Annotated in this window: 19 protein-coding genes; 3 read left to right on the top strand and 16 right to left on the bottom strand. The window is 70.9% G+C overall.

The annotated features are described in order from the left end of the window. Positions 1-78 precede the first annotated feature (78 nt). On the top strand, positions 79-3,561 hold the full coding sequence (rpoB, locus tag ACFVU3_RS23490) for a DNA-directed RNA polymerase subunit beta (RefSeq protein ID WP_390068968.1): 3,483 nt from the start codon (positions 79-81) through the stop codon (positions 3,559-3,561). Positions 3,562-3,661: 100 nt separating this feature from the next. Further along, positions 3,662-7,561, top strand: coding sequence for a DNA-directed RNA polymerase subunit beta' (locus ACFVU3_RS23485; RefSeq protein ID WP_390068966.1), 3,900 nt, complete (start codon positions 3,662-3,664; stop codon positions 7,559-7,561). A 68-nt stretch (positions 7,562-7,629) separates the two neighbouring features. Here ACFVU3_RS23485 and ACFVU3_RS23480 read toward each other — a convergent pair whose 3' ends face one another. The 14 genes from ACFVU3_RS23480 to ACFVU3_RS23415 all read right to left on the bottom strand — a co-directional run bounded on the left by ACFVU3_RS23480 (position 7,630) and on the right by ACFVU3_RS23415 (position 19,742). Further along, positions 7,630-7,893, bottom strand: coding sequence for a hypothetical protein (locus ACFVU3_RS23480; protein ID WP_360601179.1), 264 nt, complete (start codon positions 7,891-7,893; stop codon positions 7,630-7,632). After that, a complete protein-coding gene (locus ACFVU3_RS23475; protein ID WP_390068964.1) occupies positions 7,880-8,113 on the bottom strand; it encodes a hypothetical protein in 234 nt (77 codons plus the stop codon). The genes ACFVU3_RS23480 and ACFVU3_RS23475 overlap by 14 nt, the downstream gene beginning before the upstream one ends. Before the next feature lie 13 nt (positions 8,114-8,126). Beyond that, positions 8,127-9,038: a peptidoglycan-binding protein gene (locus ACFVU3_RS23470; protein ID WP_390068962.1), complete on the bottom strand. Its 912-nt coding sequence runs from the start codon at positions 9,036-9,038 to the stop codon at positions 8,127-8,129. 84 nt (positions 9,039-9,122) lie between these two features. Beyond that, positions 9,123-9,527 carry an ATP-binding protein gene (locus ACFVU3_RS23465; RefSeq protein ID WP_390068960.1) on the bottom strand — a complete coding sequence of 135 codons (405 nt, stop codon included), beginning with the start codon at positions 9,525-9,527 and terminating at the stop codon, positions 9,123-9,125. A gap of 34 nt (positions 9,528-9,561) precedes the next feature. After that, entirely contained in the window at positions 9,562-10,197 is a 636-nt protein-coding gene (locus tag ACFVU3_RS23460; protein WP_390068958.1) for a hypothetical protein, read from the bottom strand. Beyond that, positions 10,197-11,300, bottom strand: coding sequence for a hypothetical protein (locus ACFVU3_RS23455; protein ID WP_390068957.1), 1,104 nt, complete (start codon positions 11,298-11,300; stop codon positions 10,197-10,199). Before ACFVU3_RS23455 ends, ACFVU3_RS23460 begins: the two co-directional genes overlap by 1 nt. Positions 11,301-11,307: 7 nt before the next feature. Continuing rightward, the gene (locus tag ACFVU3_RS23450) at positions 11,308-12,447 is read right to left on the bottom strand and encodes a hypothetical protein (RefSeq protein WP_390068955.1); all 1,140 of its coding nucleotides are present in this window, start codon (positions 12,445-12,447) and stop codon (positions 11,308-11,310) included. 27 nt (positions 12,448-12,474) lie between these two features. After that, positions 12,475-13,665, bottom strand: a complete 1,191-nt coding sequence (locus ACFVU3_RS23445; RefSeq protein WP_390068953.1) for a hypothetical protein — start codon at positions 13,663-13,665, stop codon at positions 12,475-12,477. A gap of 40 nt (positions 13,666-13,705) precedes the next feature. Then, complete coding sequence (locus tag ACFVU3_RS23440) at positions 13,706-14,905, bottom strand: hypothetical protein (RefSeq protein ID WP_390068950.1); 1,200 nt, start codon at positions 14,903-14,905, stop codon at positions 13,706-13,708. A gap of 78 nt (positions 14,906-14,983) precedes the next feature. Further along, entirely contained in the window at positions 14,984-15,907 is a 924-nt protein-coding gene (locus tag ACFVU3_RS23435; RefSeq protein WP_390068948.1) for a phage distal tail protein, read from the bottom strand. Between the two features lie 36 nt (positions 15,908-15,943). Continuing rightward, the gene (locus ACFVU3_RS23430) at positions 15,944-17,239 is read right to left on the bottom strand and encodes a tape-measure protein (protein WP_390068946.1); all 1,296 of its coding nucleotides are present in this window, start codon (positions 17,237-17,239) and stop codon (positions 15,944-15,946) included. Further along, on the bottom strand, positions 17,236-18,441 hold the full coding sequence (locus tag ACFVU3_RS23425) for a phage tail protein (protein WP_390068944.1): 1,206 nt from the start codon (positions 18,439-18,441) through the stop codon (positions 17,236-17,238). The genes ACFVU3_RS23430 and ACFVU3_RS23425 overlap by 4 nt, the downstream gene beginning before the upstream one ends. 31 nt (positions 18,442-18,472) lie before the next feature. Next, positions 18,473-19,438, bottom strand: a complete 966-nt coding sequence (locus ACFVU3_RS23420; RefSeq protein WP_390068942.1) for a hypothetical protein — start codon at positions 19,436-19,438, stop codon at positions 18,473-18,475. 91 nt (positions 19,439-19,529) lie between these two features. Further along, entirely contained in the window at positions 19,530-19,742 is a 213-nt protein-coding gene (locus ACFVU3_RS23415) for a hypothetical protein (RefSeq protein ID WP_390068941.1), read from the bottom strand. Between the two features lie 307 nt (positions 19,743-20,049). On the opposite strand from ACFVU3_RS23415, the gene ACFVU3_RS23410 reads away from it, so the two are divergent. After that, a complete protein-coding gene (locus tag ACFVU3_RS23410) occupies positions 20,050-20,862 on the top strand; it encodes a hypothetical protein (protein WP_390068939.1) in 813 nt (270 codons plus the stop codon). 46 nt (positions 20,863-20,908) lie between these two features. Here the strand turns inward: ACFVU3_RS23410 and ACFVU3_RS23405 are convergent, their stop codons facing one another. Together ACFVU3_RS23405 and ACFVU3_RS23400 are read right to left on the bottom strand one after the other, a co-directional pair. After that, positions 20,909-21,238 carry a hypothetical protein gene (locus ACFVU3_RS23405; RefSeq protein ID WP_390069059.1) on the bottom strand — a complete coding sequence of 110 codons (330 nt, stop codon included), beginning with the start codon at positions 21,236-21,238 and terminating at the stop codon, positions 20,909-20,911. A gap of 113 nt (positions 21,239-21,351) precedes the next feature. Next, the gene (locus tag ACFVU3_RS23400) at positions 21,352-21,642 is read right to left on the bottom strand and encodes a hypothetical protein (protein WP_390068937.1); all 291 of its coding nucleotides are present in this window, start codon (positions 21,640-21,642) and stop codon (positions 21,352-21,354) included. Positions 21,643-21,795: the final 153 nt, after the last annotated feature.

The following is a 21,795-nucleotide window of genomic DNA, read 5'->3' as shown; positions in this document are numbered from 1 at the left end:
TCAGGAAACGTCTGCCGTGAAGCGTTGCTGGGGACCGGTACGCGCGTAGTGAGTCCGAGCCCTCGGAAGGACCCCCTCTTGGCCGCCTCGCGCAACGCCTCGAACAACACGAACAACGGCGCCAGCACCGCCCCGCTGCGCATCTCCTTTGCAAAGATCAAGGAGCCCCTCGAGGTTCCGAACCTCCTCGCGCTGCAGACCGAGAGCTTTGACTGGCTGCTCGGCAATGCCGCCTGGAAGGCTCGCGTCGAGGCTGCCCTTGAGTCGGGACAGGACGTCCCCACGAAGTCCGGTCTGGAGGAGATCTTCGAGGAGATCTCCCCGATCGAGGACTTCTCCGGGTCGATGTCGCTGACCTTCCGCGACCACCGCTTCGAGCCGCCGAAGAACTCCATCGACGAGTGCAAGGACCGTGACTTCACGTACGGCGCCCCGCTCTTCGTCACCGCCGAGTTCACCAACAACGAGACCGGCGAGATCAAGTCCCAGACGGTCTTCATGGGCGACTTCCCGCTCATGACCAACAAGGGCACCTTCGTCATCAACGGCACCGAGCGTGTCGTCGTGTCGCAGCTCGTCCGCTCGCCGGGCGTCTACTTCGACTCCTCGATCGACAAGACGTCCGACAAGGACATCTTCTCCGCCAAGATCATCCCGTCCCGGGGTGCCTGGCTGGAGATGGAGATCGACAAGCGCGACCTCGTCGGTGTCCGCATCGACCGCAAGCGCAAGCAGTCGGTCACCGTCCTCCTCAAGGCTCTCGGCTGGACCACCGAGCAGATCCTCCAGGAGTTCGGCGAGTACGAGTCCATGCGCGCCACCCTGGAGAAGGACCACACCCAGGGCCAGGACGACGCGCTGCTCGACATCTACCGCAAGCTCCGTCCGGGCGAGCCGCCGACCCGTGAGGCCGCTCAGACGCTGCTCGAGAACCTCTACTTCAACCCGAAGCGCTACGACCTCGCGAAGGTCGGCCGCTACAAGGTGAACAAGAAGCTCGGCGCCGACGAGCCGCTGGACGCCGGCGTGCTCACCACCGACGACGTCATCGCCACGATCAAGTACCTGGTCAAGCTCCACGCGGGCGAGACCGAGACGATCGGCGAGAACGGCAACGAGATCGTCGTCGAGACCGACGACATCGACCACTTCGGCAACCGTCGTCTGCGCAACGTCGGCGAGCTCATCCAGAACCAGGTCCGCACGGGTCTGGCTCGTATGGAGCGCGTCGTCCGCGAGCGCATGACCACCCAGGACGTCGAGGCGATCACGCCGCAGACCCTGATCAACATCCGGCCCGTCGTCGCCTCCATCAAGGAGTTCTTCGGCACCAGCCAGCTGTCGCAGTTCATGGACCAGAACAACCCGCTGTCGGGTCTGACGCACAAGCGTCGTCTCTCGGCGCTGGGCCCTGGTGGTCTGTCCCGTGAGCGGGCCGGCTTCGAGGTCCGAGACGTGCACCCGTCCCACTACGGACGCATGTGCCCGATCGAGACCCCCGAAGGCCCGAACATCGGTCTGATCGGTTCGCTCGCCTCGTACGGCCGCGTCAACGCGTTCGGCTTCATCGAGACGCCGTACCGCAAGGTCGTCGACGGCCAGGTCACCGACGAGGTCGACTACGTCACCGCCGACGAGGAGGACCGCTTCGTCATCGCGCAGGCCAACGCCGCGCTCGACGACGAGCTGCGCTTCACCGAGAACCGCGTCCTGGTCCGCAAGCGTGGCGGCGAGGTCGACTACGTCGAGCCGTCGGACGTGGACTACATGGACGTCTCGCCGCGCCAGATGGTGTCGGTCGCGACCGCCATGATCCCCTTCCTCGAGCACGACGACGCCAACCGTGCCCTCATGGGCGCGAACATGATGCGCCAGGCCGTCCCGCTCATCAAGGCGGAGGCCCCGCTCGTCGGCACCGGCATGGAGTACCGCTGTGCCACCGACGCCGGCGACGTCCTCAAGGCCGAGAAGGCCGGTGTCGTCCAGGAGCTGTCGGCCGACTACATCACGGTCGCCAACGACGACGGCACGTACAACACGTACCGCCTGCACAAGTTCTCCCGGTCGAACCAGGGCACCTCGGTCAACCAGAAGGTCGTCGTCGCCGAGGGTGACCACGTCATCGAGGGCCAGGTCCTCGCCGACGGTCCGGCCACCGAGAACGGCGAGATGGCGCTCGGCAAGAACCTGCTCGTCGCGTTCATGCCGTGGGAGGGTCACAACTACGAGGACGCGATCATCCTGTCGCAGCGCCTCGTCCAGGACGACGTCCTCTCCTCGATCCACATCGAGGAGCACGAGGTCGACGCCCGTGACACCAAGCTCGGCCCCGAGGAGATCACCCGGGACATCCCGAACGTCTCCGAGGAGGTCCTCGCCGACCTCGACGAGCGCGGCATCATCCGCATCGGTGCCGAGGTCGTCGCCGGCGACATCCTGGTCGGCAAGGTCACGCCCAAGGGCGAGACCGAGCTGACCCCGGAGGAGCGCCTGCTCCGCGCGATCTTCGGCGAGAAGGCCCGTGAGGTCCGTGACACCTCGCTGAAGGTCCCGCACGGCGAGACCGGCAAGGTCATCGGCGTCCGCGTCTTCGACCGCGAGGAGGGCGACGAGCTTCCCCCGGGCGTGAACCAGCTGGTCCGCGTCTACGTCGCCCAGAAGCGCAAGATCACCGACGGTGACAAGCTCGCCGGCCGTCACGGCAACAAGGGTGTCATCTCCAAGATCCTCCCGATCGAGGACATGCCCTTCCTCGAGGACGGCACCCCGGTCGACATCATCCTCAACCCGCTGGGTGTCCCGTCCCGAATGAACCCGGGACAGGTCCTGGAGATCCACCTCGGCTGGCTCGCCAGCCGCGGCTGGGACGTCTCCGGCCTCGCGGACGAGTGGGCCCAGCGCCTCCAGGTGATCGGCGCCGACTCCGTCGCCCCGGGCACCAACGTCGCGACCCCGGTCTTCGACGGTGCCCGTGAGGACGAGCTCGCCGGTCTGCTCCAGCACACCATCCCGAACCGCGACGGCGAGCGCATGGTGCTCCCGACCGGTAAGGCGCGCCTGTTCGACGGCCGCTCCGGCGAGCCGTTCCCGGACCCGATCTCGGTCGGGTACATGTACATCCTCAAGCTCCACCACCTGGTCGACGACAAGCTGCACGCGCGTTCGACCGGCCCGTACTCGATGATCACCCAGCAGCCGCTGGGTGGTAAGGCCCAGTTCGGTGGCCAGCGCTTCGGTGAGATGGAGGTGTGGGCGCTGGAGGCTTACGGCGCCGCGTACGCCCTCCAGGAGCTGCTGACGATCAAGTCCGACGACGTGACCGGCCGCGTGAAGGTCTACGAGGCCATCGTCAAGGGCGAGAACATCCCTGAGCCCGGCATCCCCGAGTCCTTCAAGGTGCTCATCAAGGAGATGCAGTCCCTGTGCCTCAACGTGGAGGTGCTGTCCTCGGACGGCATGTCCATCGAGATGCGCGACACCGACGAGGACGTCTTCCGCGCAGCGGAGGAGCTCGGCATCGACCTGTCCCGGCGCGAGCCGAGCAGCGTCGAAGAGGTCTGACGGGAGTCCGGCAGGGGGACCAGCGATGGTCCCCCCGCCGGCCCCAGGACCCCCGTATCAGACCCCACAGCCTTACAACCCTGAGAGGGATTGACGCATAGTGCTCGACGTCAACTTCTTCGACGAGCTCCGGATCGGTCTGGCCACCGCTGACGACATCCGTCAGTGGAGCCACGGCGAGGTCAAGAAGCCGGAGACCATCAACTACCGCACCCTGAAGCCCGAGAAGGACGGACTCTTCTGCGAGAAGATCTTCGGTCCGACCCGGGACTGGGAGTGCTACTGCGGCAAGTACAAGCGTGTCCGCTTCAAGGGCATCATCTGCGAGCGGTGTGGCGTCGAGGTCACCCGCGCGAAGGTGCGCCGTGAGCGGATGGGCCACATCGAGCTCGCCGCTCCCGTCACCCACATCTGGTACTTCAAGGGCGTTCCGTCGCGCCTCGGCTACCTGCTCGACCTCGCCCCGAAGGACCTCGAGAAGGTCATCTACTTCGCGGCGTACATGATCACCTTCGTCGACGACGAGCGCCGCACCCGCGACCTCCCGTCGCTGGAGGCCCACGTCTCCGTCGAGCGCCAGCAGATCGAGCAGCGCCGCGACTCCGACCTGGAGAACCGCGCCAAGAAGCTCGAGTCCGACCTGGCCGAGCTGGAGGCCGAGGGCGCCAAGGCCGACGTGCGCCGCAAGGTGCGCGAGGGTGCCGAGCGCGAGATGAAGCAGCTGCGCGACCGCGCGCAGCGCGAGATCGACCGTCTGGACGAGGTCTGGTCCCGCTTCAAGAACCTCAAGGTCCAGGACCTGGAGGGCGACGAGCTCCTCTACCGCGAGCTGCGTGACCGCTTCGGCACGTACTTCGACGGCTCGATGGGTGCCGCGGCGCTGCAGAAGCGCCTGGAGTCCTTCGACCTGGAGGAGGAGGCGGAGAAGCTCCGCGAGATCATCCGCACCGGCAAGGGCCAGAAGAAGACCCGTGCGCTCAAGCGCCTCAAGGTCGTCTCCGCGTTCCTGCAGACCGCGAACAGCCCCAAGGGCATGGTTCTCGACTGCGTGCCGGTCATCCCGCCGGACCTCCGTCCGATGGTGCAGCTCGACGGTGGCCGCTTCGCGACCTCCGACCTGAACGACCTGTACCGCCGTGTGATCAACCGCAACAACCGTCTGAAGCGTCTGCTCGACCTCGGTGCCCCCGAGATCATCGTGAACAACGAGAAGCGGATGCTCCAGGAGGCGGTCGACGCCCTCTTCGACAACGGCCGTCGTGGTCGCCCGGTCACGGGCCCCGGCAACCGTCCGCTGAAGTCCCTCAGCGACATGCTGAAGGGCAAGCAGGGTCGTTTCCGTCAGAACCTGCTCGGCAAGCGTGTGGACTACTCCGCGCGTTCCGTCATCGTCGTCGGTCCGCAGCTGAAGCTGCACCAGTGCGGTCTGCCCAAGGCCATGGCGCTGGAGCTCTTCAAGCCGTTCGTGATGAAGCGCCTGGTCGACCTGAACCACGCGCAGAACATCAAGAGCGCCAAGCGGATGGTCGAGCGCGGCCGCACGGTCGTGTACGACGTCCTCGAAGAGGTCATCGCCGAGCACCCGGTTCTGCTGAACCGTGCGCCCACGCTGCACCGCCTCGGCATCCAGGCCTTCGAGCCGCAGCTGGTCGAGGGCAAGGCCATCCAGATCCACCCGCTCGTCTGCACCGCCTTCAACGCGGACTTCGACGGTGACCAGATGGCCGTGCACCTGCCGCTCTCCGCGGAGGCGCAGGCCGAGGCCCGCATCCTGATGCTGTCCTCGAACAACATCCTCAAGCCGGCCGACGGCCGCCCGGTGACGATGCCGACCCAGGACATGGTCCTCGGTCTGTTCTTCCTCACCACCGACGGCGAGCTGCGTGACACCAAGGGCGAGGGCCGCGCGTTCGGCTCCACGGCCGAGGCGATCATGGCGTTCGACGCCGGGGAGCTCGCGCTCCAGTCGGAGATCGACATCCGCTTCCCGATCGGCACCGTCCCGCCGCGCGGCTGGGTCCCCCCGGTCGCCGAGGAGGGCGAGCCGGAGTGGCAGCAGGGTGACAGCTTCCGTCTGAAGACGACGCTGGGCCGTGCGCTCTTCAACGAGCTGCTGCCCGAGGACTACCCGTTCGTCGACTACTCGGTGGGCAAGAAGCAGCTCTCCGAGATCGTCAACGACCTGGCCGAGCGCTACCCCAAGGTCATCGTGGCGGCGACGCTCGACAACCTGAAGGCGGCCGGCTTCCACTGGGCGACCCGTTCGGGCGTCACCGTGGCCATCTCCGACGTCGTCGTGCCCGAGGCCAAGAAGGCCATCGTCAAGGGCTACGAGGAGCAGGACGAGAAGGTCCAGAAGCAGTACGAGCGCGGTCTCATCACGAAGGAAGAGCGCACTCAGGAGCTCATCGCGATCTGGACCAAGGCGACCAACGAGGTCGCCGAGGCGATGAACGCGAACTTCCCGCGGACGAACCCGATCTTCATGATGGTGGACTCGGGTGCCCGAGGAAACATGATGCAGATGCGTCAGATCGCCGGTATGCGTGGTCTGGTGTCGAACGCCAAGAACGAGACGATCCCGCGTCCCATTAAGGCGTCCTTCCGTGAGGGCCTCACCGTCCTCGAGTACTTCATCTCGACGCACGGTGCCCGTAAGGGTCTCGCCGACACCGCCCTGCGTACCGCCGACTCGGGTTACCTGACCCGTCGTCTGGTGGACGTCTCGCAGGACGTGATCATCCGCGAGGAGGACTGTGGCACCGAGCGCGGTCTGAAGCTGCGGATCGCGGCCAAGGACGAGGCCGGTGTCCTGCGGAAGACGGACGACGTCGAGACCTCCGTGTACGCGCGGATGCTCGCCGAGGACGTCGTCGTCGACGGCAAGGTCATCGCGCCGGCCAACGTCGACCTGGGTGACGTGCTCATCGACGCCCTCGTCAACGCGGGCGTCGAGGAGGTCAAGACCCGTTCGGTCCTGACCTGTGAGTCCGCCGTCGGCACCTGTGCCTTCTGCTACGGCCGCTCGCTGGCCACCGGCAAGCTGGTCGACATCGGTGAGGCGGTCGGCATCATCGCCGCCCAGTCCATCGGTGAGCCCGGTACCCAGCTGACGATGCGTACCTTCCACACCGGTGGTGTGGCCGGTGACGACATCACCCAGGGTCTGCCGCGTGTCGTCGAGCTCTTCGAGGCGCGTCAGCCCAAGGGTGTCGCCCCGATCTCCGAGGCGGCCGGTCGCGTCCGCATCGAGGAGACCGAGAAGACCAAGAAGATCGTCGTCACCCCGGACGACGGCACCGACGAGACGGCGTTCCCGATCTCGAAGCGTGCCCGTCTGCTCGTGGGCGAGGGCGACCACGTCGAGGTGGGCCAGAAGCTCACCGTGGGTGCCACCAACCCGCACGACGTGCTCCGGATCCTCGGTCAGCGCGCGGTCCAGGTCCACCTGGTCGGCGAGGTCCAGAAGGTCTACAACTCGCAGGGCGTGTCGATCCACGACAAGCACATCGAGATCATCATCCGGCAGATGCTCCGCCGCGTGACGATCATCGAGTCCGGCGACGCGGAGCTCCTGCCGGGCGAGCTGGTCGAGCGGTCGAAGTTCGAGACCGAGAACCGTCGTGTGGTCACCGAGGGCGGTCACCCCGCCTCCGGCCGTCCGCAGCTGATGGGTATCACCAAGGCGTCGCTGGCGACCGAGTCCTGGCTGTCGGCCGCCTCCTTCCAGGAGACGACCCGAGTCCTGACGGATGCGGCGATCAACGCCAAGTCCGACAGCCTCATCGGCCTCAAGGAGAACGTCATCATCGGTAAGCTCATCCCGGCCGGTACGGGTCTCTCCCGCTACCGCAACATCCGGGTCGAGCCGACCGAGGAGGCCAAGGCGGCGATGTACTCGTCCGTCGGCTACGACGACCTCGACTACTCGCCGTTCGGCACCGGCTCCGGCCAGGCCGTTCCGCTGGAGGACTACGACTACGGTCCGTACAACCAGTAAGCGAGTCGCTTGACCGAAGGGCGGCCACCCCGCGAGGGGTGGCCGCCCTTCGGGCTTTTCCCCGGCCGTCAGCGGCCGGCCAGCTCCCAGAGCGCGACGAGCACCCCCGCGCCCGCGGTCAGCGCGGCGATGGAGGCGAGCGGCCAGCGGGCCCGCTCCAGGTCGTCGAGCCGGGCCTCGTGGTCGGCGAGCTGCTTGTCGGTCTGGTCGCTGCGCTGCACCAGCAGGGCGAGCGAGCCGTCGACGCGGGCGAAGCCGGCTTCGAGGGTGCCGCGGAGACGCTCCAGTTCGAGCGCCACCGCGACCGGGTCGTTCGGATCAGCCTCGGTCATCGGCACCGCCCGGTTCCGTCCGCAGCCACGGGGGCAGCAGGAGCTGGACGGCGGGGACCGCCATGGCCCGGGTGAGGGCGCCCGCGACGGCGAGCGCGCCGGCAACCCAGGGCAGGGTGGCGGGGAGGCCGGAGGCGTCGACGAGCGCCGGCAGGACCAGGGCGAGGGCGACGGCGGTCTGCAGCACGGTGCGGGCCGTGCGCTTCGCGGCTTCGGACATGGGGGGTCTCTCCTTACGTCGTGTACGGGACCTTCAGCGCGTTCCAGGAGGCCGCGCCGGGCCAGCCGTCGGCGTCGGCGCCGCGGAAACCGAGCTTCCGCTGCCACGCGGCGTACGACCGGCGGTCCGCCTCGGACCAGCGGGGGCCCGGACCCACCTGGTAGTGGCCGCAGCCCTCGGCCATCAGCCGGCGGCCCATCGCGGTCACCACGGGGGAGCTGGGGCCGCTCCGGAAGAACGAGGTGCCGGGGAAGGGGTGGTGCTTCGGGGTGGCGGGCTCCGCCGGGGCCGGGGGCCCGCCGGCGGGGGCGGAGCCGAGCCGCTTCTGCACCCGGTCGCGCAGGCCCGGCATGCCGAAGCCCTTGGGGTCGCTCTTCCAGTCGGACCACTCCAGGTGGCCGATGACGGACTTCGCGCCCCAGCCGTGGGCCCGGCAGAGGGCGGCGGAGACGCGTTCGATCGCGTCGAGCTGGGCGGCCGGCCAGGGGTCGGTGCCGTTGCCGAGGTTGACGCATTCGAAGCCGTAGAAGCGGGAGTTTCCGTCCACGGCGCCGGGGCTGCCCTGGTGCGCGCGCGGGACGGGCGGCCGGTCGCCGTACGCCTCGGTGACGACGGCGCGCAGGACGGACGGGTCGCCGCCGCCGGCGTGGTTGGCGCGTCCGGCGGAGACCAGGTGGACCGTGCCGTCCTTGGCGATCACGCCGTGGCAGAGCGGGCCGGGGAGGCCCTGGTAGCCGTCGGAGCACAGCGCGACGGAGGACGTGGTGCCGCTGGACACGGTGTGGTGGATCATGACGCCGGCGACGGGGCCCCAGGCGCCGGCGTGATTGCGGTCGTGGGTGCGCCAGCCGGGGTGCTCGACGACGGTGACGCCTTCGGCGCGGAGCGCGGCGAGGAGCCGGTCCGCGGACAGGGGAGTGGCCAACTGTTGTCCTCCTGACGTGCGAAAACCCCGGCCGGCGGCGGCTCGGGGCGGGTGGGACGGGGAGCGCCGACGGGGGCGGCGGGGCTACGGGACGGGCTCCGGCTCCGGTTCCGGCTCGGGGGCCGGAGGGGCCGGGGCCCAGGCGGCGCAGAGGGCGGCGAAGGCGGCCCGGCGGGTCTCGAAGTCGGCCAGCGCGGCCGTGACGGCCCGGACGACCGCGGCCGGGTCGGGCACGGCGGGGCGGCCGTTCACCGGCTGGACCATGGCGAGGCCGTGGCCGCGCAGCTGGGCGCCGGCCGTACCGCTCTCGGCGACCTGGGCGGTGACGTACACGGCCGGGTACTCGCCCGTGATCGGGTCGAGCTCCAGGGGGCCGCCGAGGGTGTTGTCGTACAGGCGCAGGCCGACGGTGTGGCCGTTCTCGGCGACGGTGCCGCGGCCCGCGTAGTCGATCTCGACGCCCCAGGGCTGGGCGGGGTCGGGGATCATGGGTGCTCCTCTCGGGTCCTCACGGACGGGTCGGTCAGGTCTGGCGGCCGTGCATCAGCACCGGCTTGGCGTAGACGGTGCCGGTGGTGCTGGTGACCATGGCGTGGATCTCCACGTTCAGGTCCTTGCCGAAGTCGGCCTGCATGGTGGTGGTGACCAGGTCGGTGTGGTCGAAGACGCCGCCGGCGGTGACGGTCGGGCCGAACGGGACTCCGCCGACCATGACCCGGATCTGCCCGGCGGCCCCGGAGGAGACCCGGGTGTACATCCGCAGCCGCATCTTCGGCTGCCAGATGGGGTTCTGCGACTGCGCGATGGTGGTCCAGGTGGTGGCGGAGGTCGCCGGCCAGTTCGCCGAGGCCATGTCCTGCGGCGGCAGCATCGGCAGCCAGGGCCGGGCGAGGCCGCCGGTGACGATGTCGTCGGAGAGGACCTCGTGGCCGTAGGCGTCGTTCACCCGCAGCACGGGCTTGCTGCCGCCCGGGCCGGGGGTGGTGAGCTGGGCGACGAGGACGGGCGGGTCCTCCGGCCCGGTCTGCCGCTTCAGGGCGAGCGAGCCGTTGGTGATCTCGGTCAGCGGCGGGCGGGTGTTCACCGCCGTGGACAGGGCGTTGATCCGGCGCTCCATCTGGATCAGCCGGTCGATGATGTCCTCGGGCAGCAGTGCCATCAGGCTTCCTCCAGGGCGAGTTCGGCGGTGTCGGGGCGGCCCCGTTCGGCCGGCCTGACCTTCACGCCGACGATCCGGTAGCGGGTGTCGGCGCCCGCCGGATGCCATTCGTCGGTGATCCGGACGCGGGCGGTGCGGCCGAGGAGCGCCGAGGGGACGACCTCGGAGAGCCGGATGCTGATCTCGGGGATCAGCACCGAGCCCTGGGCCTCCTTCAGGACGGCCGTGGCCAGCGCGTCGAGCGTGGCCCGGTCGCTGATGTCGTTGTAGTCCGTGGACAGGTCCAGCTGGGGCCAGCGGTCGGGCAGGCCCGTCGCGGGGATCTCGGCCGACAGGCTCGGCCGGGACTCGGCGGCGGCGTTGGCGTTGGTGGAGGCGCCGCGGGCGAGCGAGGTGGTGCCGCCGCGGGTGGCGTCGTCCGGGAGCGAGTAGCTGAGGATGGTGCCGGGGCGGTCGAAGACCATGTCCGTGGCGCCGGTGCGGATCCGGGGCGAGCCGAGCCGGAGCCGGCGCACGCGCCGCCCGTCGCCGGGGTCGCGGTAGACGAGGATCTGGTACTCGACCCCGTCCGCGTACGCCCCGAGCTGGTCGAGCGCCTCCTGGTAGACGGTCTCGTCGCCGAGCCGCCAGGACGCGGTGCGCAGCACCGGCTCCGAGGGCACGTCGTCGCCGGGTTCGATCGCGCTGAGGCCGAGGCCGGCGCCGAGCTCCTGCCAGATGCGGCGGACGATCCCGAACTGCTCGGTCTGGGAGAACTTGAGCGCGTCGGTGCGGATGCGTCGCCGGGAGGCGTACGAGTCGAAGGTGGCGGCCTGGATGCCGAGGGTCACCACACCCCGGTCGCTGCCCTGGAGGTTGGTCGTCCAGACGATGCCGCCCCACCAGAGGAAGCCGCCGCGCTCCAGGTAGACGGTGGTCCGGCCCGGCTTGATCTGGTGGGCCCGGTCGGCCATCGCGCGGTCGGGAACGGGGACGGTGCCGGAGAGCGACCCCGCGCGGCCGATGTAGTCCTCGAAGGAGACGTCCCGCAGGGGGAGGATGTCGAGGGTCTGGTCGGTCACCAGGTCGCAGAAGATGGCCCGGTAGGGCGTGTCGAGACTCATGCTGACCTCACGGGAGGATGTAGGTGGCGCTGACGCGGAGGTTGTGGCCGTTGACGAGCGAGCCGTTCGAGACCCAGGTGCGCAGGGTGACCTGACCGCCGGTGGAGAGCCAGGCGGTGCCGCCGCCGTAGCCGTCGGAGGCCGTCGTGTCCATGCCGACGGCGGGGCGCCAGCCGGCGGGCAGCGTGCACAGGGGTTCGTCGACGATGTTGCCGGCGCTGCCGGCGTCGATCTGGGGGCCGGTGCGGTTGAGGACGACCGCCATGCTGCACACGCCGCCGCGGGTGCGGCGGGCCTCGTAGGAGGTGACGGCCCAGCCGGCGAGCGCGGCCGCTCCGGTGGTGGGGCTCTCGGACTCCACCGGCGGCTGGTAGGCGGCCCAGCCGGTGCCGTTCCACCGCTGGAGGACCCCGTTGTGCTCGCGGTACTGGCCGGGGTAGCCGCCGACGGTGAGCGCCCCCTGGGGGGCGATGCCGCCGATCTCCTTGGGGTACGCGACCCAGCCCGCGCCGCTCCACCGCTGGAGGTGGTGGGCGACGTCGTTGTCCTGGTACTGGCCGGGGTAGGCGCCGGGCGCCCCGGCGTTGTTGTGGACGGGCAGGATGCCGCCGACCGAGGCGATCGTGGTGCGCAGGTCGGTCAGGGCCCCGGCCCAGTCGATGCCGCCGGTGCCGGCCGAGGAACCGGCCTTGACCCGGACGGTGAAGAGCGGCAGCGAGGCGGCGGGGACGGGCGGGGCGACCGGATCGGCCTCGGCCCGGCCGGCGAGCACCTCCAGGACGGCCTCGTGGCGGGTGAGGCTGTCGAACTCGTCGTCGTACACGCGCAGGACGACGAGGTCGATCCGCGGGTGGAGCGGGTCGCCGTCGCCGAAGGTGAGAACGGTGTCCCCGTCGAGGGCGACCGGGTACGCGCCCTGCTCGGGCCGGCCCTGGACGACGGCCCGGCCCGCGTGGACGGTGGCGGTCATCGGGCCGCCGCTCGTCATCGACAGGCCGCTGACCCGGTAGGTCCCGTCGGCCGAGCCCGGCAGGATGCCGGACCGCGAGGTGAGGGCGCCGGCCGGGGTGCCGGCCCCGAGGGCGGTCGTGCGGGTCGTCTGGCGGGTCTGGCCCGTGGGCGTCAGCCAGCCGGGACGGATGGGCATGGGGAGCTCCTCTCGGGTGCGGGCCGGTCAGTTCTGGGGGTGGACCGCGAGGAAGCTGGTGTTGAAGTAGCCCTTCACCTGGGTGGTGTTGGCGGCGACCTTGTACATGGCGGTCAGCTTGTAGTTGGCGCCCGGCGTCAGGCCGAAGAAGCGGGTGAAGGAGGCGGCCGAGGCCGGCGAGGTCCCCGTGTGGACGACGGTGAAGATGTCGCTCTCCGTGATGCCGGCCCCGCCGTCGACGTTGGTGAGCCGCATGCCCATGCTGACGGCGTGGGTGGCCGACGAGGACCACATCCGCGCGCCGTAGTTGATCAGGATCGCGCCGGAGGCCGGCCCGGTGAAGCTGACGGCGACCGCGGCGGCGGAGTCCACGAGCGTCGGCGTGAACGTCGTCGACGTGGTGTACCCGTCGTCGTTGGAGCCGCTGAAGTACGGGCCCGGGTGGGCGGGCCGCCAGGCCGTGCCGTTCCACCGCTGGAGCACCCCGTCGGCGGTGTCCCGGTACTGGCCGGTGTAGCTGGCGGGCGTGCCGGCGGCGGAGGCCGGGATGATGCCGCCGGTCGCGGAGGAGTACGGCACCCACGCCCCGCCGTCCCAGCGCTGGAGCGCGCCGCCGGCGTCCTGGTACTGGCCCGGGTAGGCGCCCGGGTGGACCTGGCCCTCGACGGGGAGGATGCCGCCGAGGGCGACGACCGGGGTGCGCAGGTCCGTGAGGGAGGTGTCCCACGGGATGCCGCCGTTGCCCGCGCTGGCGCCGGCCGGGACGAGGACCTCGTACAGCGGGAGGCAGCGCTCCGGGACGGGCGGGACCTGCGGGGTGGCCTCGGGGGCGCCCTGGATGATCTCCAGCTTCGCCTCGTACCGCTGGTTGTCGTCGTACAGGCCGTCGTAGATCTTCAGGACGATCAGGTCGATGCGGCCGTACTGGGCGTTGCCGGGCGCGAAGGTGAGCGTCTCGGCGTTGGGCAGGGTCACCGGGTAGGCGCCCTGGGAGATCTCGCCCTGGATGACGGCCCGGCCCTCGGAGACGGTCGCGGTCATCGGGGCGGAGCCGAAGGTCCAGAAGGCGGCGAGCCGGTACTGGCCGTCGTAGGAGCCGGGCAGGACGCCGGAGCGGACCTGGACGGGGTTGGCGAGGGTGGTGACGCCGGTCTGGGTGAGGCGGGTGTCCTCGCGGGTCTGGCCGGTCTCGACGGTCCAGCTGCTGCGCAGGTTCACGGGGTTCTCCTGTCGGGAGTCGGGGCGGTGGCGGTGGGGGTCAGGACCGGATCCACTGGGCCGCGAGCGTGCAGCCGTAGCCGGAGCCGCCGAGCGTGCGGACGGAGGCGGTGTGGGTGTGGTAGCCGGAGAGCTGGAGCGTGTCGCCCGTGACCAGCCGGATGAGCGCGCTGCCGCCGACGCAGACGGCGCCGTTGCCCGCGGGGCCGAGCCAGGTCACCCGGGGGTGGTTGCCGCCGTTGATGGTGATCCGGCCGCCGCGCATGCCGGTCTGGCTGTCGTTGGCGTAGGTGACGTGGCCGTTGAGCCGCCACCAGCCGGTGCGCGGGACGGTGTAGGTGAGGCCGTTCCATGCCTTGGCGTCGTCGACCTCGACGGTGGGCAGGCTGATCGGGGTCCAGGTGTTGGCCGCGAGCGTCTGCTGCTGGGCGGTCGACCACTGGGTCGCCCCGAACAGGACGGTGGAGGCGCCCTCGACGTACTGCCAGGCGGTGCCGTCCCAGCGCTGGAGGCCGCCGCCGGTGTCCCGGAACTGTCCCGTGTAGGCGCCGTCGGCGGTGCCGACCGGCGCGATCCCGCCGATCGCCTTCGGGTACGAGACCCAGGTGGTGCCGTCCCAGCGCTGGAGCAGCCCGGAGGTGTCCCGGTACTGGCCGGCGTACGCGCCCTTGTATCCGCTGGTGGGCATGATCCCGCCGAGGGCGACGGCCGGCCAGTGCTGGGTGGTGACGGCCGAGCCGGCGCCGTTCCAGGTGATGCCGCCGGTGCCGGCCGAGGTGCCCTTCGGCACCTTGACCGTGTACAGCGGGAGCACGCTGCCGTGGCCGCTCGCGGGGGCGGTCGGGGAGGCGTCCGGCTCGCCCTTGACCAGGCGGACGACGGCGGTGGTCTCGCCGGTCCGGTCGTAGGCGTCGTCGACGACGGCCAGCTCGATCAGGTCGATCCGGTCGTACTGGGCGTGGCCGTCCTCCAGCGTCAGGCTCTCCGGCGCGGTGACGGCGACGAGGTACGCCCCCTGGGCGGTGTCCTTGCCCTGGACGATCGCGCGGCCGGTGCCGATCGTGGCCTGCATGGGCGCGCTGCCGGTGAGCACGAACCCGCCCGGCACGATGCCGGCCCGGGAGCGGAGCGGGGTCTCTTCGGCGCTCTGGCCGCTGGGGGTGAGGAGGGCGGCGAGGGTGATGCGGGTGTCCTCGCGGGTCTGCCCGTCGGAGTGGAGCCAGGCGGCTCGTACGGTCATGGGGTCACCTCGGGGTAGGGGAGGGAAGGGGTACGGCCGCCGGGCGGCGGCGCGCGGCGGCCGGGGGTCACACGGCCGTCACCACTCGGCGCTGCGCCAGCGGACGGTCATCAGGGCCTGCTCCGTGCCCTCTTCGGGCCGGAAGGACAGGTCGGTGCGGCCGGGCTCCAGGACGAAGAGCTCCTCCGGGGTGGAGTCGGCCATCGCCGTGTGCAGCCGGGAGGCGGAGTTGTTGAGCATCACGGTGCCCGCGCGGGTGTCGACGGTGAGCTCGTCGCCGGCGGCCAGGTCGATCGCGTACCGCAGCCGGCGGCGGCTGATCCGCTCGGTGACGCTCGGCATCGAGCAGGGGCCGCGGAAGACGATCACCGGGTGGGAGGGGGCGGAGCCGGTGTTCTCGACGACGGCGTCGCCGGTGCTCTTGGCCTCGCCCCAGTTGAGCGGCCAGGTCAGCGGCCAGGTGATGCCCGCCTCCGGCTGCGGCGGGACGGTCGTGGCGATCTGCTCGTTGACCACGTACCGGCGCGGGTCGGCGGCCAGCCACTGGACGGACATGCGGGAGCTGCCCTGGGTGGCGAAGCCCTGGTCGGCGGGGACGACGCGCTGGGCGATCCGGGCGCGCACGGCGAGGGTCTCGCCGTGCAGCCGGACGGCGAGCCAGCGCTCCTCGTCGAGCAGGGCCAGCGCCTGCCGCAGGGCCCGGACGGCGGTGGGGGCGCCGCCGTGCCCGGGCATCAGGACGATGGTGCCGCCGGTCCTGCGGGGCTTGGCGTAGCGGGAGCCGGGCCAGGCGCCGTGGGAGGTCGGACGGTCGGCGTCGGAGGAGTCGTACTCGGGCAGGTCCTCCCAGCCGGTCAGGCCGGACTTGTCGACGGCGAAGGGGGTGCCGGGGCCGATGAGCAGCCCGGCCCACTGCATCTGCCCGTCCTGGGTGATGAGGGAGCCGGGCGCGAGGTCGGCGAGGGGGTTGCTTGCGGCGTACGGGGTCGTGGTCTCGGCCATGGGGCCGTCACCTCACTTCGGGGGTGGGCGGGGTCGTCAGGTCAGGACCGGCTGCTCGGCGCCGGCGCGGGCGTGGGCGGTGAGGAGGAAGAGCAGGTCCTCCGCCGCGGCCCGGGGGCCGGCGCCCGGCTCCTCGCGGAACTCCCGGACGCGGAGCGGGCGCGGGGACGGCTCGGTGAGCGCCGGGACGCGCCGGCGCTCCAGCTCGTCCAGCGCGTCGATGCGGTACTCGCCGGCCTCGGGGGGCGCGACGATGCCGCCCTCGGCGAGCATCGGGATCCTGTCGAGCGTGACGCCGAACTTCTTGCCGGTGAGCGGGATCTCGAAGCTCAGCTCGTTGAGCCCGTCGATGATCCAGTTGGCGAAGGCGATCAGGCCGTTGATCGGCCCCTTGATCACGCCGAGGACGGCGCTGAGGCCGCCCTGGACGAGGTCGCCGATGCCGTTCAGGGCCTTGGCGACGGCGTCCTTCGCGGTGCGGAAGAAGCCGGGGATCTTGTCGGTGATCCAGCGGACGACGGGCTGGACGGCGCTCTTGAGGCCGCCGAGGGTGCGGGAGGCGATGCCGCTCAGGGCGTTGCTCGCGGAGCGCACGGCGGAGCCGATCCGGGAGATCCCGCCGATGGCCGAGCCGACGATCTTCAGCGCGGTCGTGAAGACGGTCAGGTACGCCTTGGCGTAGGTCCCGACGGCCTTCCCGAGCGCCTTCATGAAGGGGCTGAGGAAGTTCCAGACGGACTGGACGGTCCTGAGCGCCTGCTGGAGGACCTGGCGGACGATCCGCTGCCCGGTCTCGGAGTTGACGGCGAGTTCGACGAGGTACGCGGCGATGGGCACGATCAGGCCGACGAGGAAGCCGAGCGGGTTGGCCCGCATGGCGACGTTGACGCCTGTCATGGCGACCGAGGCGACGGTCATGAAGGTGCCGAAGGTGCCCATGAGGCCGGTGACGACATCGGCGACGGGCAGCAGCGGCAGGAGGAGTCCGAGGACCGCGCCGGCCCCGGTGCCGATCCGCCCCGCGGCCCGGCGGGCCTTGCCGGCGGCGGTGGCGACCCGCTTGAGGCGGGTGGCGGCGGGGGAGCGGCGGAGCGTGGCGAGGGCGGTGCCGGTGCCGGCGGAGTTCTGGCCGAGGACGCGGGCGGCGGTGCCGGCGTCACGGGCGGCGGTGACGAGGGCGCCGACCCCGGAGGAGGCCCGCTGGACGGCCTGGCGGAGGTTCCGCACCGCCCCGGTCGCCCCGGCGGCACCCTGCCGGAGTCCGCCCATCGGGCCGATGACCGCCCGGAAGGAGGGCATCACGACGCGGGGCACGGCGAGCGCGGCACTCATGCCCGGGCTCCACGCGCCTTCACCAGGTACATGAGGGCGTCGGCGGTGGCGTGCGGGTCGCTGCCGCGGGCCGCGTGATAGTGCTCGATGTGCAGCCCGGTGCCGGCCGCGGCGCTCGGGCCCTGGGCCTGGCGGGCGCGGCGGGCGGTGAGGGCGAGGAGCCGGTCGAGCTTGGAGAGCGGCAGGACGGCCTCGGCCTCGCCGGCCTCGGCGAGGATGGCGGGGACGCCGCCGGAGCGGGGCATCACGACACCGCCGGTGGCGAGCATCGGGATGGTCGGGATGTTGACGCCGAAGGTCTTGCCGCCGACGACGGGGACCCAGCCGGGGACGGAGACCTTGACGCGGTTGATGGCGCGGATCATGGAGTTGATCAGGCCGATGACGGCGTTGACCGGGCCCTTGACGCCGCTCTTGATGCCGTCGAAGGCGCGGGACGCGATGCCCTTGAGGCCGTTCCAGATGGACGACATCTTCTCCTTGACGGCGCTGAACGCCTTGGGGATCGCGCTCTTGATCCAGTTCACCACCGGGGTGATGACGCGCTTGATGCCGTTCCAGACGGTGCTGATGACGCTCTTGATCGCCTTCATGACCGTGGTGATGACCGTCTTCCAGATCTTCACGTAGGTCTTGATGACGGTGGCGACGGCCTTGACGACGCTGGAGACGGCCTTCTTGATGCCGTTCCAGACCGTCTTGATGAGGCTGCCGGCCTTCTTCATGATCGGCCCGACGGCCTTCATGACGGAGCTGATGACGCTCTTGACGGCGCTGAACGCCTTCTTCAGGACCGTCTGCATCGTCTTCGAGCGCAGCGCCATGTCGACGATGGCCTCGATGAGCGGCATGAAGAGTTCGAGCAGGCGGACCAGGAAGTTGCCCTTCATGGACGTGTTGAGCCTGTCCTGGCCCTTGGCGGCCTTGCCGGCGCCGGATTCGTATCTGCCGAGCTTGCCGCCGGCGGACTGGGCGGTGTCGCCGGCCTTCTTCATGGCGCGTTCGGCCTGGTCGGACGCGGTCTTGAGGTTCTTCAGCTGGGTGCCGGCGCCCTGGGCGTTCGTACGCAGCGTCCTGAGCTGGCCGGACGCGGACCGCCCGGCGTCACCGACCTTCCTGACGGAGCCGCCGGCGCCGGACGCCTGGGTCCTGAAGCCGCCGAGGGCGGTCGACGCGTTCCTGAGGTTTCTGACGAGGGACATGGGTCTCCTCCTTCCGGGGGGTGGGTGGAGATCAGCTGGGGGCGGGGGCGCCGCCGCCGGTCATCTCGCCGTTGAGTTCGCGGACCGCCGAGGCGAACGCGCCCATGTGCCGGGAGAGGGTCCCGGTGTGCCGGGCGAGCTCGCCGGCCGCGTCGGCCGCGTTCTGGAAGGTGGCCATCTTGGGGACCTTGTCGACGTCGAGGTCCTTCATGGCGAGCTTCAGCCTGCCGATGGCCTCGGCGAACTTGGAGGTCTTCCGGGGGTTCGACTGCTTCACGGCGCCGGTGATCTTGCCCATGCCGCTCGCGACCAGCCCCAGCTTCAGGTGGTCGACGTCCTTGACCGCCGCGGCGATCTTCTCGACGACCTCCGCCTTCGCCTCGGCGCCCTTGGACGGCATCTTGCGGAAGTTCGAGACGAAGGAGGGGGCGTGGAGGTTGAACTTCGCGAGGTGCGGGTTGAGCTTTTCGAGCTGGGTGCGCAGGGCGTCGAAGTTGGCGTCCGCCGGGAGGTCGGCGATGCCGCCGGGGGCGATGCCGTTCCGTTCGTTCTCGATGTCCTGCATGTTCCGCCGGCCGAAGGTGCCGTCCGGGCGCAGGCCGATCGTGGTGCCGCCGGTCTTCTTGGCGATCGCCTGCTGGATCGTGAAGACGATGAGGGCGCCGAGCGCGGTCAGGAGGACGGGGATGATGAGGCCGCCGACGGCGACGAGGGCGGCGCCGACGGCGGCCAGGACGCCGGCCTCGGAGAACTTCTTGATGATCTCGGCCACGAAGCCGAGGCCGAGCTGCTCCAGGGTCTCCTCCCACGGAGCCTTGGTGACCTCCTCGGCGACCTTCTCCTGTTCCGCCTTGAGGTCCGCGATCAGCTTGTTGACCGGAGCGAGCTGCTTCTCCATCCAGGTCGTGGTGGGCAGCTTGCCGGGCTCGTCGCTCTTCGTGAGGTAGTCCCGGAGACCGGAGATCTTCGTGTCGAGCTGTTCGTACTTCGCGTCCATGGTTGCTCCGCTTCCGGCCCGTGCGGGCCAAGCGCCGAAAAGCCCCTGCCGGATCCCGGCAGGGGCTCGTGCGCAGGGGCGTGCGCTGCGGCTAGGCGTCGGTGTCCCGGCGGGTGCCGCGCCGCGTCGTCGCGAGGGCGTCGTTCCAGCCGGCGGCGTACGCGAGGGTCTCGCGGCGGGAGACCTCGGCGTACAGGGTGCCGAGCAGGGCTCTCTTGTCGAGGGCGGCGGGTCCGTCGAGGAGCCGGCGGAGGCGATCCTGGAGGGGGATGTGCGGTCGCGATGCCTCGCCCGGCTGAGTCATGGACGCCTGCCTTCCTTTGCTTGCCCGTGCGTGCGTGGCGGCGCCGCGTGCGTGCGGAGAGCGCGGGGGCACCACGTTATCGAACTACTGTGCGAACAGAGTGTGGAACATCTGTTCGAGGTTTGTCGAGCGAGATGGGGCTGACGGTGTGTCTTCTCGTCAGGTTCCCGAACGAGTTGGCGGTGATCGGAACGAAAATTCGACCGGGTAACCTGGAGGGCGCTCTCCCGGGCCCGACCGCCCCGGGACGGCACGGGGCGCGAGGGGCGCGCGGGGACCCCAGGGGGCTGGAAGGCAGCACTGACACATGGACACGGACCCGGATGCCGACCGGCGGGACCGCGTGGTCGACTGGCTCGCCTCCCATCCCGATCTCCCGCACCTCTTCGCACGGCTCTCCGAACTCGTCCACGCCCTCGGGTACGCCCCCGAGGAGCTCGTCGTGATCCCCCGGTCCGAGATCGACCGCAGGGAGACCACCGCCTTCACCTCCGGCTGGGCCGAGGCCGTCTCCGACGAACTCCCGCGCATCCGGCGGGAGTACGAGCGCCGCGTCGCCGACGCCTACGCCCAGGGGCAGGGCGACGGCCGGGGCGTCGGACGGCCGCAGCGCCGCAGGGACACCGGGCCGCAGGACGGCGCCCGGGTCATCGCCCTGCCCTTCGCCCGGCTCCTCGAACCGCCCGCCGCCGTCGTCGAGGCGGAGAAGCGGGTGCGCCGGGAGCGCGAGCTGTTCGACCAGGGCTCCGCGCCGGAGCCGGAGCCCCGCGCCGGGTACGGGGACGAGCCCGGCACCGGGTACGGCGACGAGCCCGAGCCCGAGCCCGAGCACGGCAAGGAGCCCGCGCCCGACGCGACGGCGCCCGACGCCCTGGTCACGGCCCAGGAGGGCCGCGCCCGGCGCAACGCGCAGCCCGTCCGCAAGGTCGTCCGGGGCAAGGGCGGCCGGCCGATCGTCCCGCCGCTCTCCCCCGTCCCCGTCCAGCAGGGCGGTACCACCGGCGAACGCCGGGACCCCGAGCCCCGCAGGACCCGCCGCCTCTCCGAACGCGCCAAGGCGCTGGAGGAGGAACTGGCCGCCGAACGCGCCCAGGAAGCACCTCCGGAGTCCGCCCCCTGACGGGAACGGACTCGGGGAGGGCGCAACCGGCGGGGCGGGCGGGCGGTCAGCCGAAGAAGCGGGCGAGCTCGCCGGGGGAGACGGCGCCGGCCGGCGGAGCGGTCGCCCCGTCCGCCGCCCCGGTCCCGGTGTCCTCCCCGTCCGCGTCGGCGTCGGCGGCCTCGTCCTCCTGGGACCCCGGCCGCGGTACCGCCTGCGGGAACTCCGGCGGATCGCTGTCCTCGCCGCTGTTGACGCAGGTGAACATCCAGTTACCCACGGCCAGGTGGTCCACCGCCGCCGCCAGCAGGTGGTCGGTGACCGACCACTCGGCGGCCTCGCCGTGGATCTGGCGCTGGAGCGCGCTCTCCCGCGGCAGGTGCTTGATCAGCACCAGCAGCCGCCGGCTGGACAGCTCGCCCCGGTGCCAGTCGAGGATGTCGGTCCCGTAGTAGCGGATCAGGTCCGCCTCAAGGGCCTCGGCGTGTTCGTCGACGAACTCGACGAGGCTCAGTCTTCCCCCAGGCCGAGCCCGGTCTCCTGGCCGTACGCCTCCAGGACGGCGGCGATGTCCTGCATGGTGACCTCGTGCTCCTCGAAGCGGGCGAACTGCTCCGGGCCCATGAGGAGCGCGAGCAGGCCGTCCACGTCGTTGTCGTCGAGCTTGCGCAGGCCCTTCGCGGTCGCGCGGGAGAGCTCGGTCGGGAGGGTGAAGGTGTCGCCGTCCAGCTCGAAGGTCCAGGAGCGGCTGCGGCCCTCCTGGCGCTGGGCGCGGGCGGCGTTGACGTCGAAACGGGCCATGGTGATGCGTACTCCTTGATCGGATGCGTACGTCGGATGCGTACGGAGGAGGGGGCGGGGGGGGTCCCGCGGGGTGGCGGCCCCAACCACCACACCGGAAAACAACCCGACCGCAACTAATTGTTGAAAAAGAAGGAGGGATCCCACGCCCTG

The organism is Streptomyces sp. NPDC058052, assembly GCF_042885515.1.
Classification (GTDB): domain Bacteria; phylum Actinomycetota; class Actinomycetes; order Streptomycetales; family Streptomycetaceae; genus Streptomyces.
This window is presented reverse-complemented; position numbering and strand designations above follow the sequence as displayed.

Bases quoted from the DNA above. Each gene is read 5' to 3' on its own strand.
- ACFVU3_RS23480 (WP_360601179.1), bottom strand. From the start codon at position 7,893: ATGACCGAGGCTGATCCGAACGACCCGGTCGCGGTGGCGCTCGAACTG.
- ACFVU3_RS23475 (WP_390068964.1), bottom strand. From the start codon at position 8,113: ATGTCCGAAGCCGCGAAGCGCACGGCCCGCACCGTGCTGCAGACCGCC.
- ACFVU3_RS23465 (WP_390068960.1), bottom strand. From the start codon at position 9,527: ATGATCCCCGACCCCGCCCAGCCCTGGGGCGTCGAGATCGACTACGCG.
- ACFVU3_RS23460 (WP_390068958.1), bottom strand. From the start codon at position 10,197: ATGGCACTGCTGCCCGAGGACATCATCGACCGGCTGATCCAGATGGAG.
- ACFVU3_RS23455 (WP_390068957.1), bottom strand. From the start codon at position 11,300: ATGAGTCTCGACACGCCCTACCGGGCCATCTTCTGCGACCTGGTGACC.
- ACFVU3_RS23450 (WP_390068955.1), bottom strand. From the start codon at position 12,447: ATGCCCATCCGTCCCGGCTGGCTGACGCCCACGGGCCAGACCCGCCAG.
- ACFVU3_RS23440 (WP_390068950.1), bottom strand. From the start codon at position 14,905: ATGACCGTACGAGCCGCCTGGCTCCACTCCGACGGGCAGACCCGCGAG.
- ACFVU3_RS23435 (WP_390068948.1), bottom strand. From the start codon at position 15,907: ATGGCCGAGACCACGACCCCGTACGCCGCAAGCAACCCCCTCGCCGAC.
- ACFVU3_RS23430 (WP_390068946.1), bottom strand. From the start codon at position 17,239: ATGAGTGCCGCGCTCGCCGTGCCCCGCGTCGTGATGCCCTCCTTCCGG.
- ACFVU3_RS23425 (WP_390068944.1), bottom strand. From the start codon at position 18,441: ATGTCCCTCGTCAGAAACCTCAGGAACGCGTCGACCGCCCTCGGCGGC.
- ACFVU3_RS23420 (WP_390068942.1), bottom strand. From the start codon at position 19,438: ATGGACGCGAAGTACGAACAGCTCGACACGAAGATCTCCGGTCTCCGG.
- ACFVU3_RS23415 (WP_390068941.1), bottom strand. From the start codon at position 19,742: ATGACTCAGCCGGGCGAGGCATCGCGACCGCACATCCCCCTCCAGGAT.
- ACFVU3_RS23410 (WP_390068939.1), top strand. From the start codon at position 20,050: ATGGACACGGACCCGGATGCCGACCGGCGGGACCGCGTGGTCGACTGG.
- ACFVU3_RS23400 (WP_390068937.1), bottom strand. From the start codon at position 21,642: ATGGCCCGTTTCGACGTCAACGCCGCCCGCGCCCAGCGCCAGGAGGGC.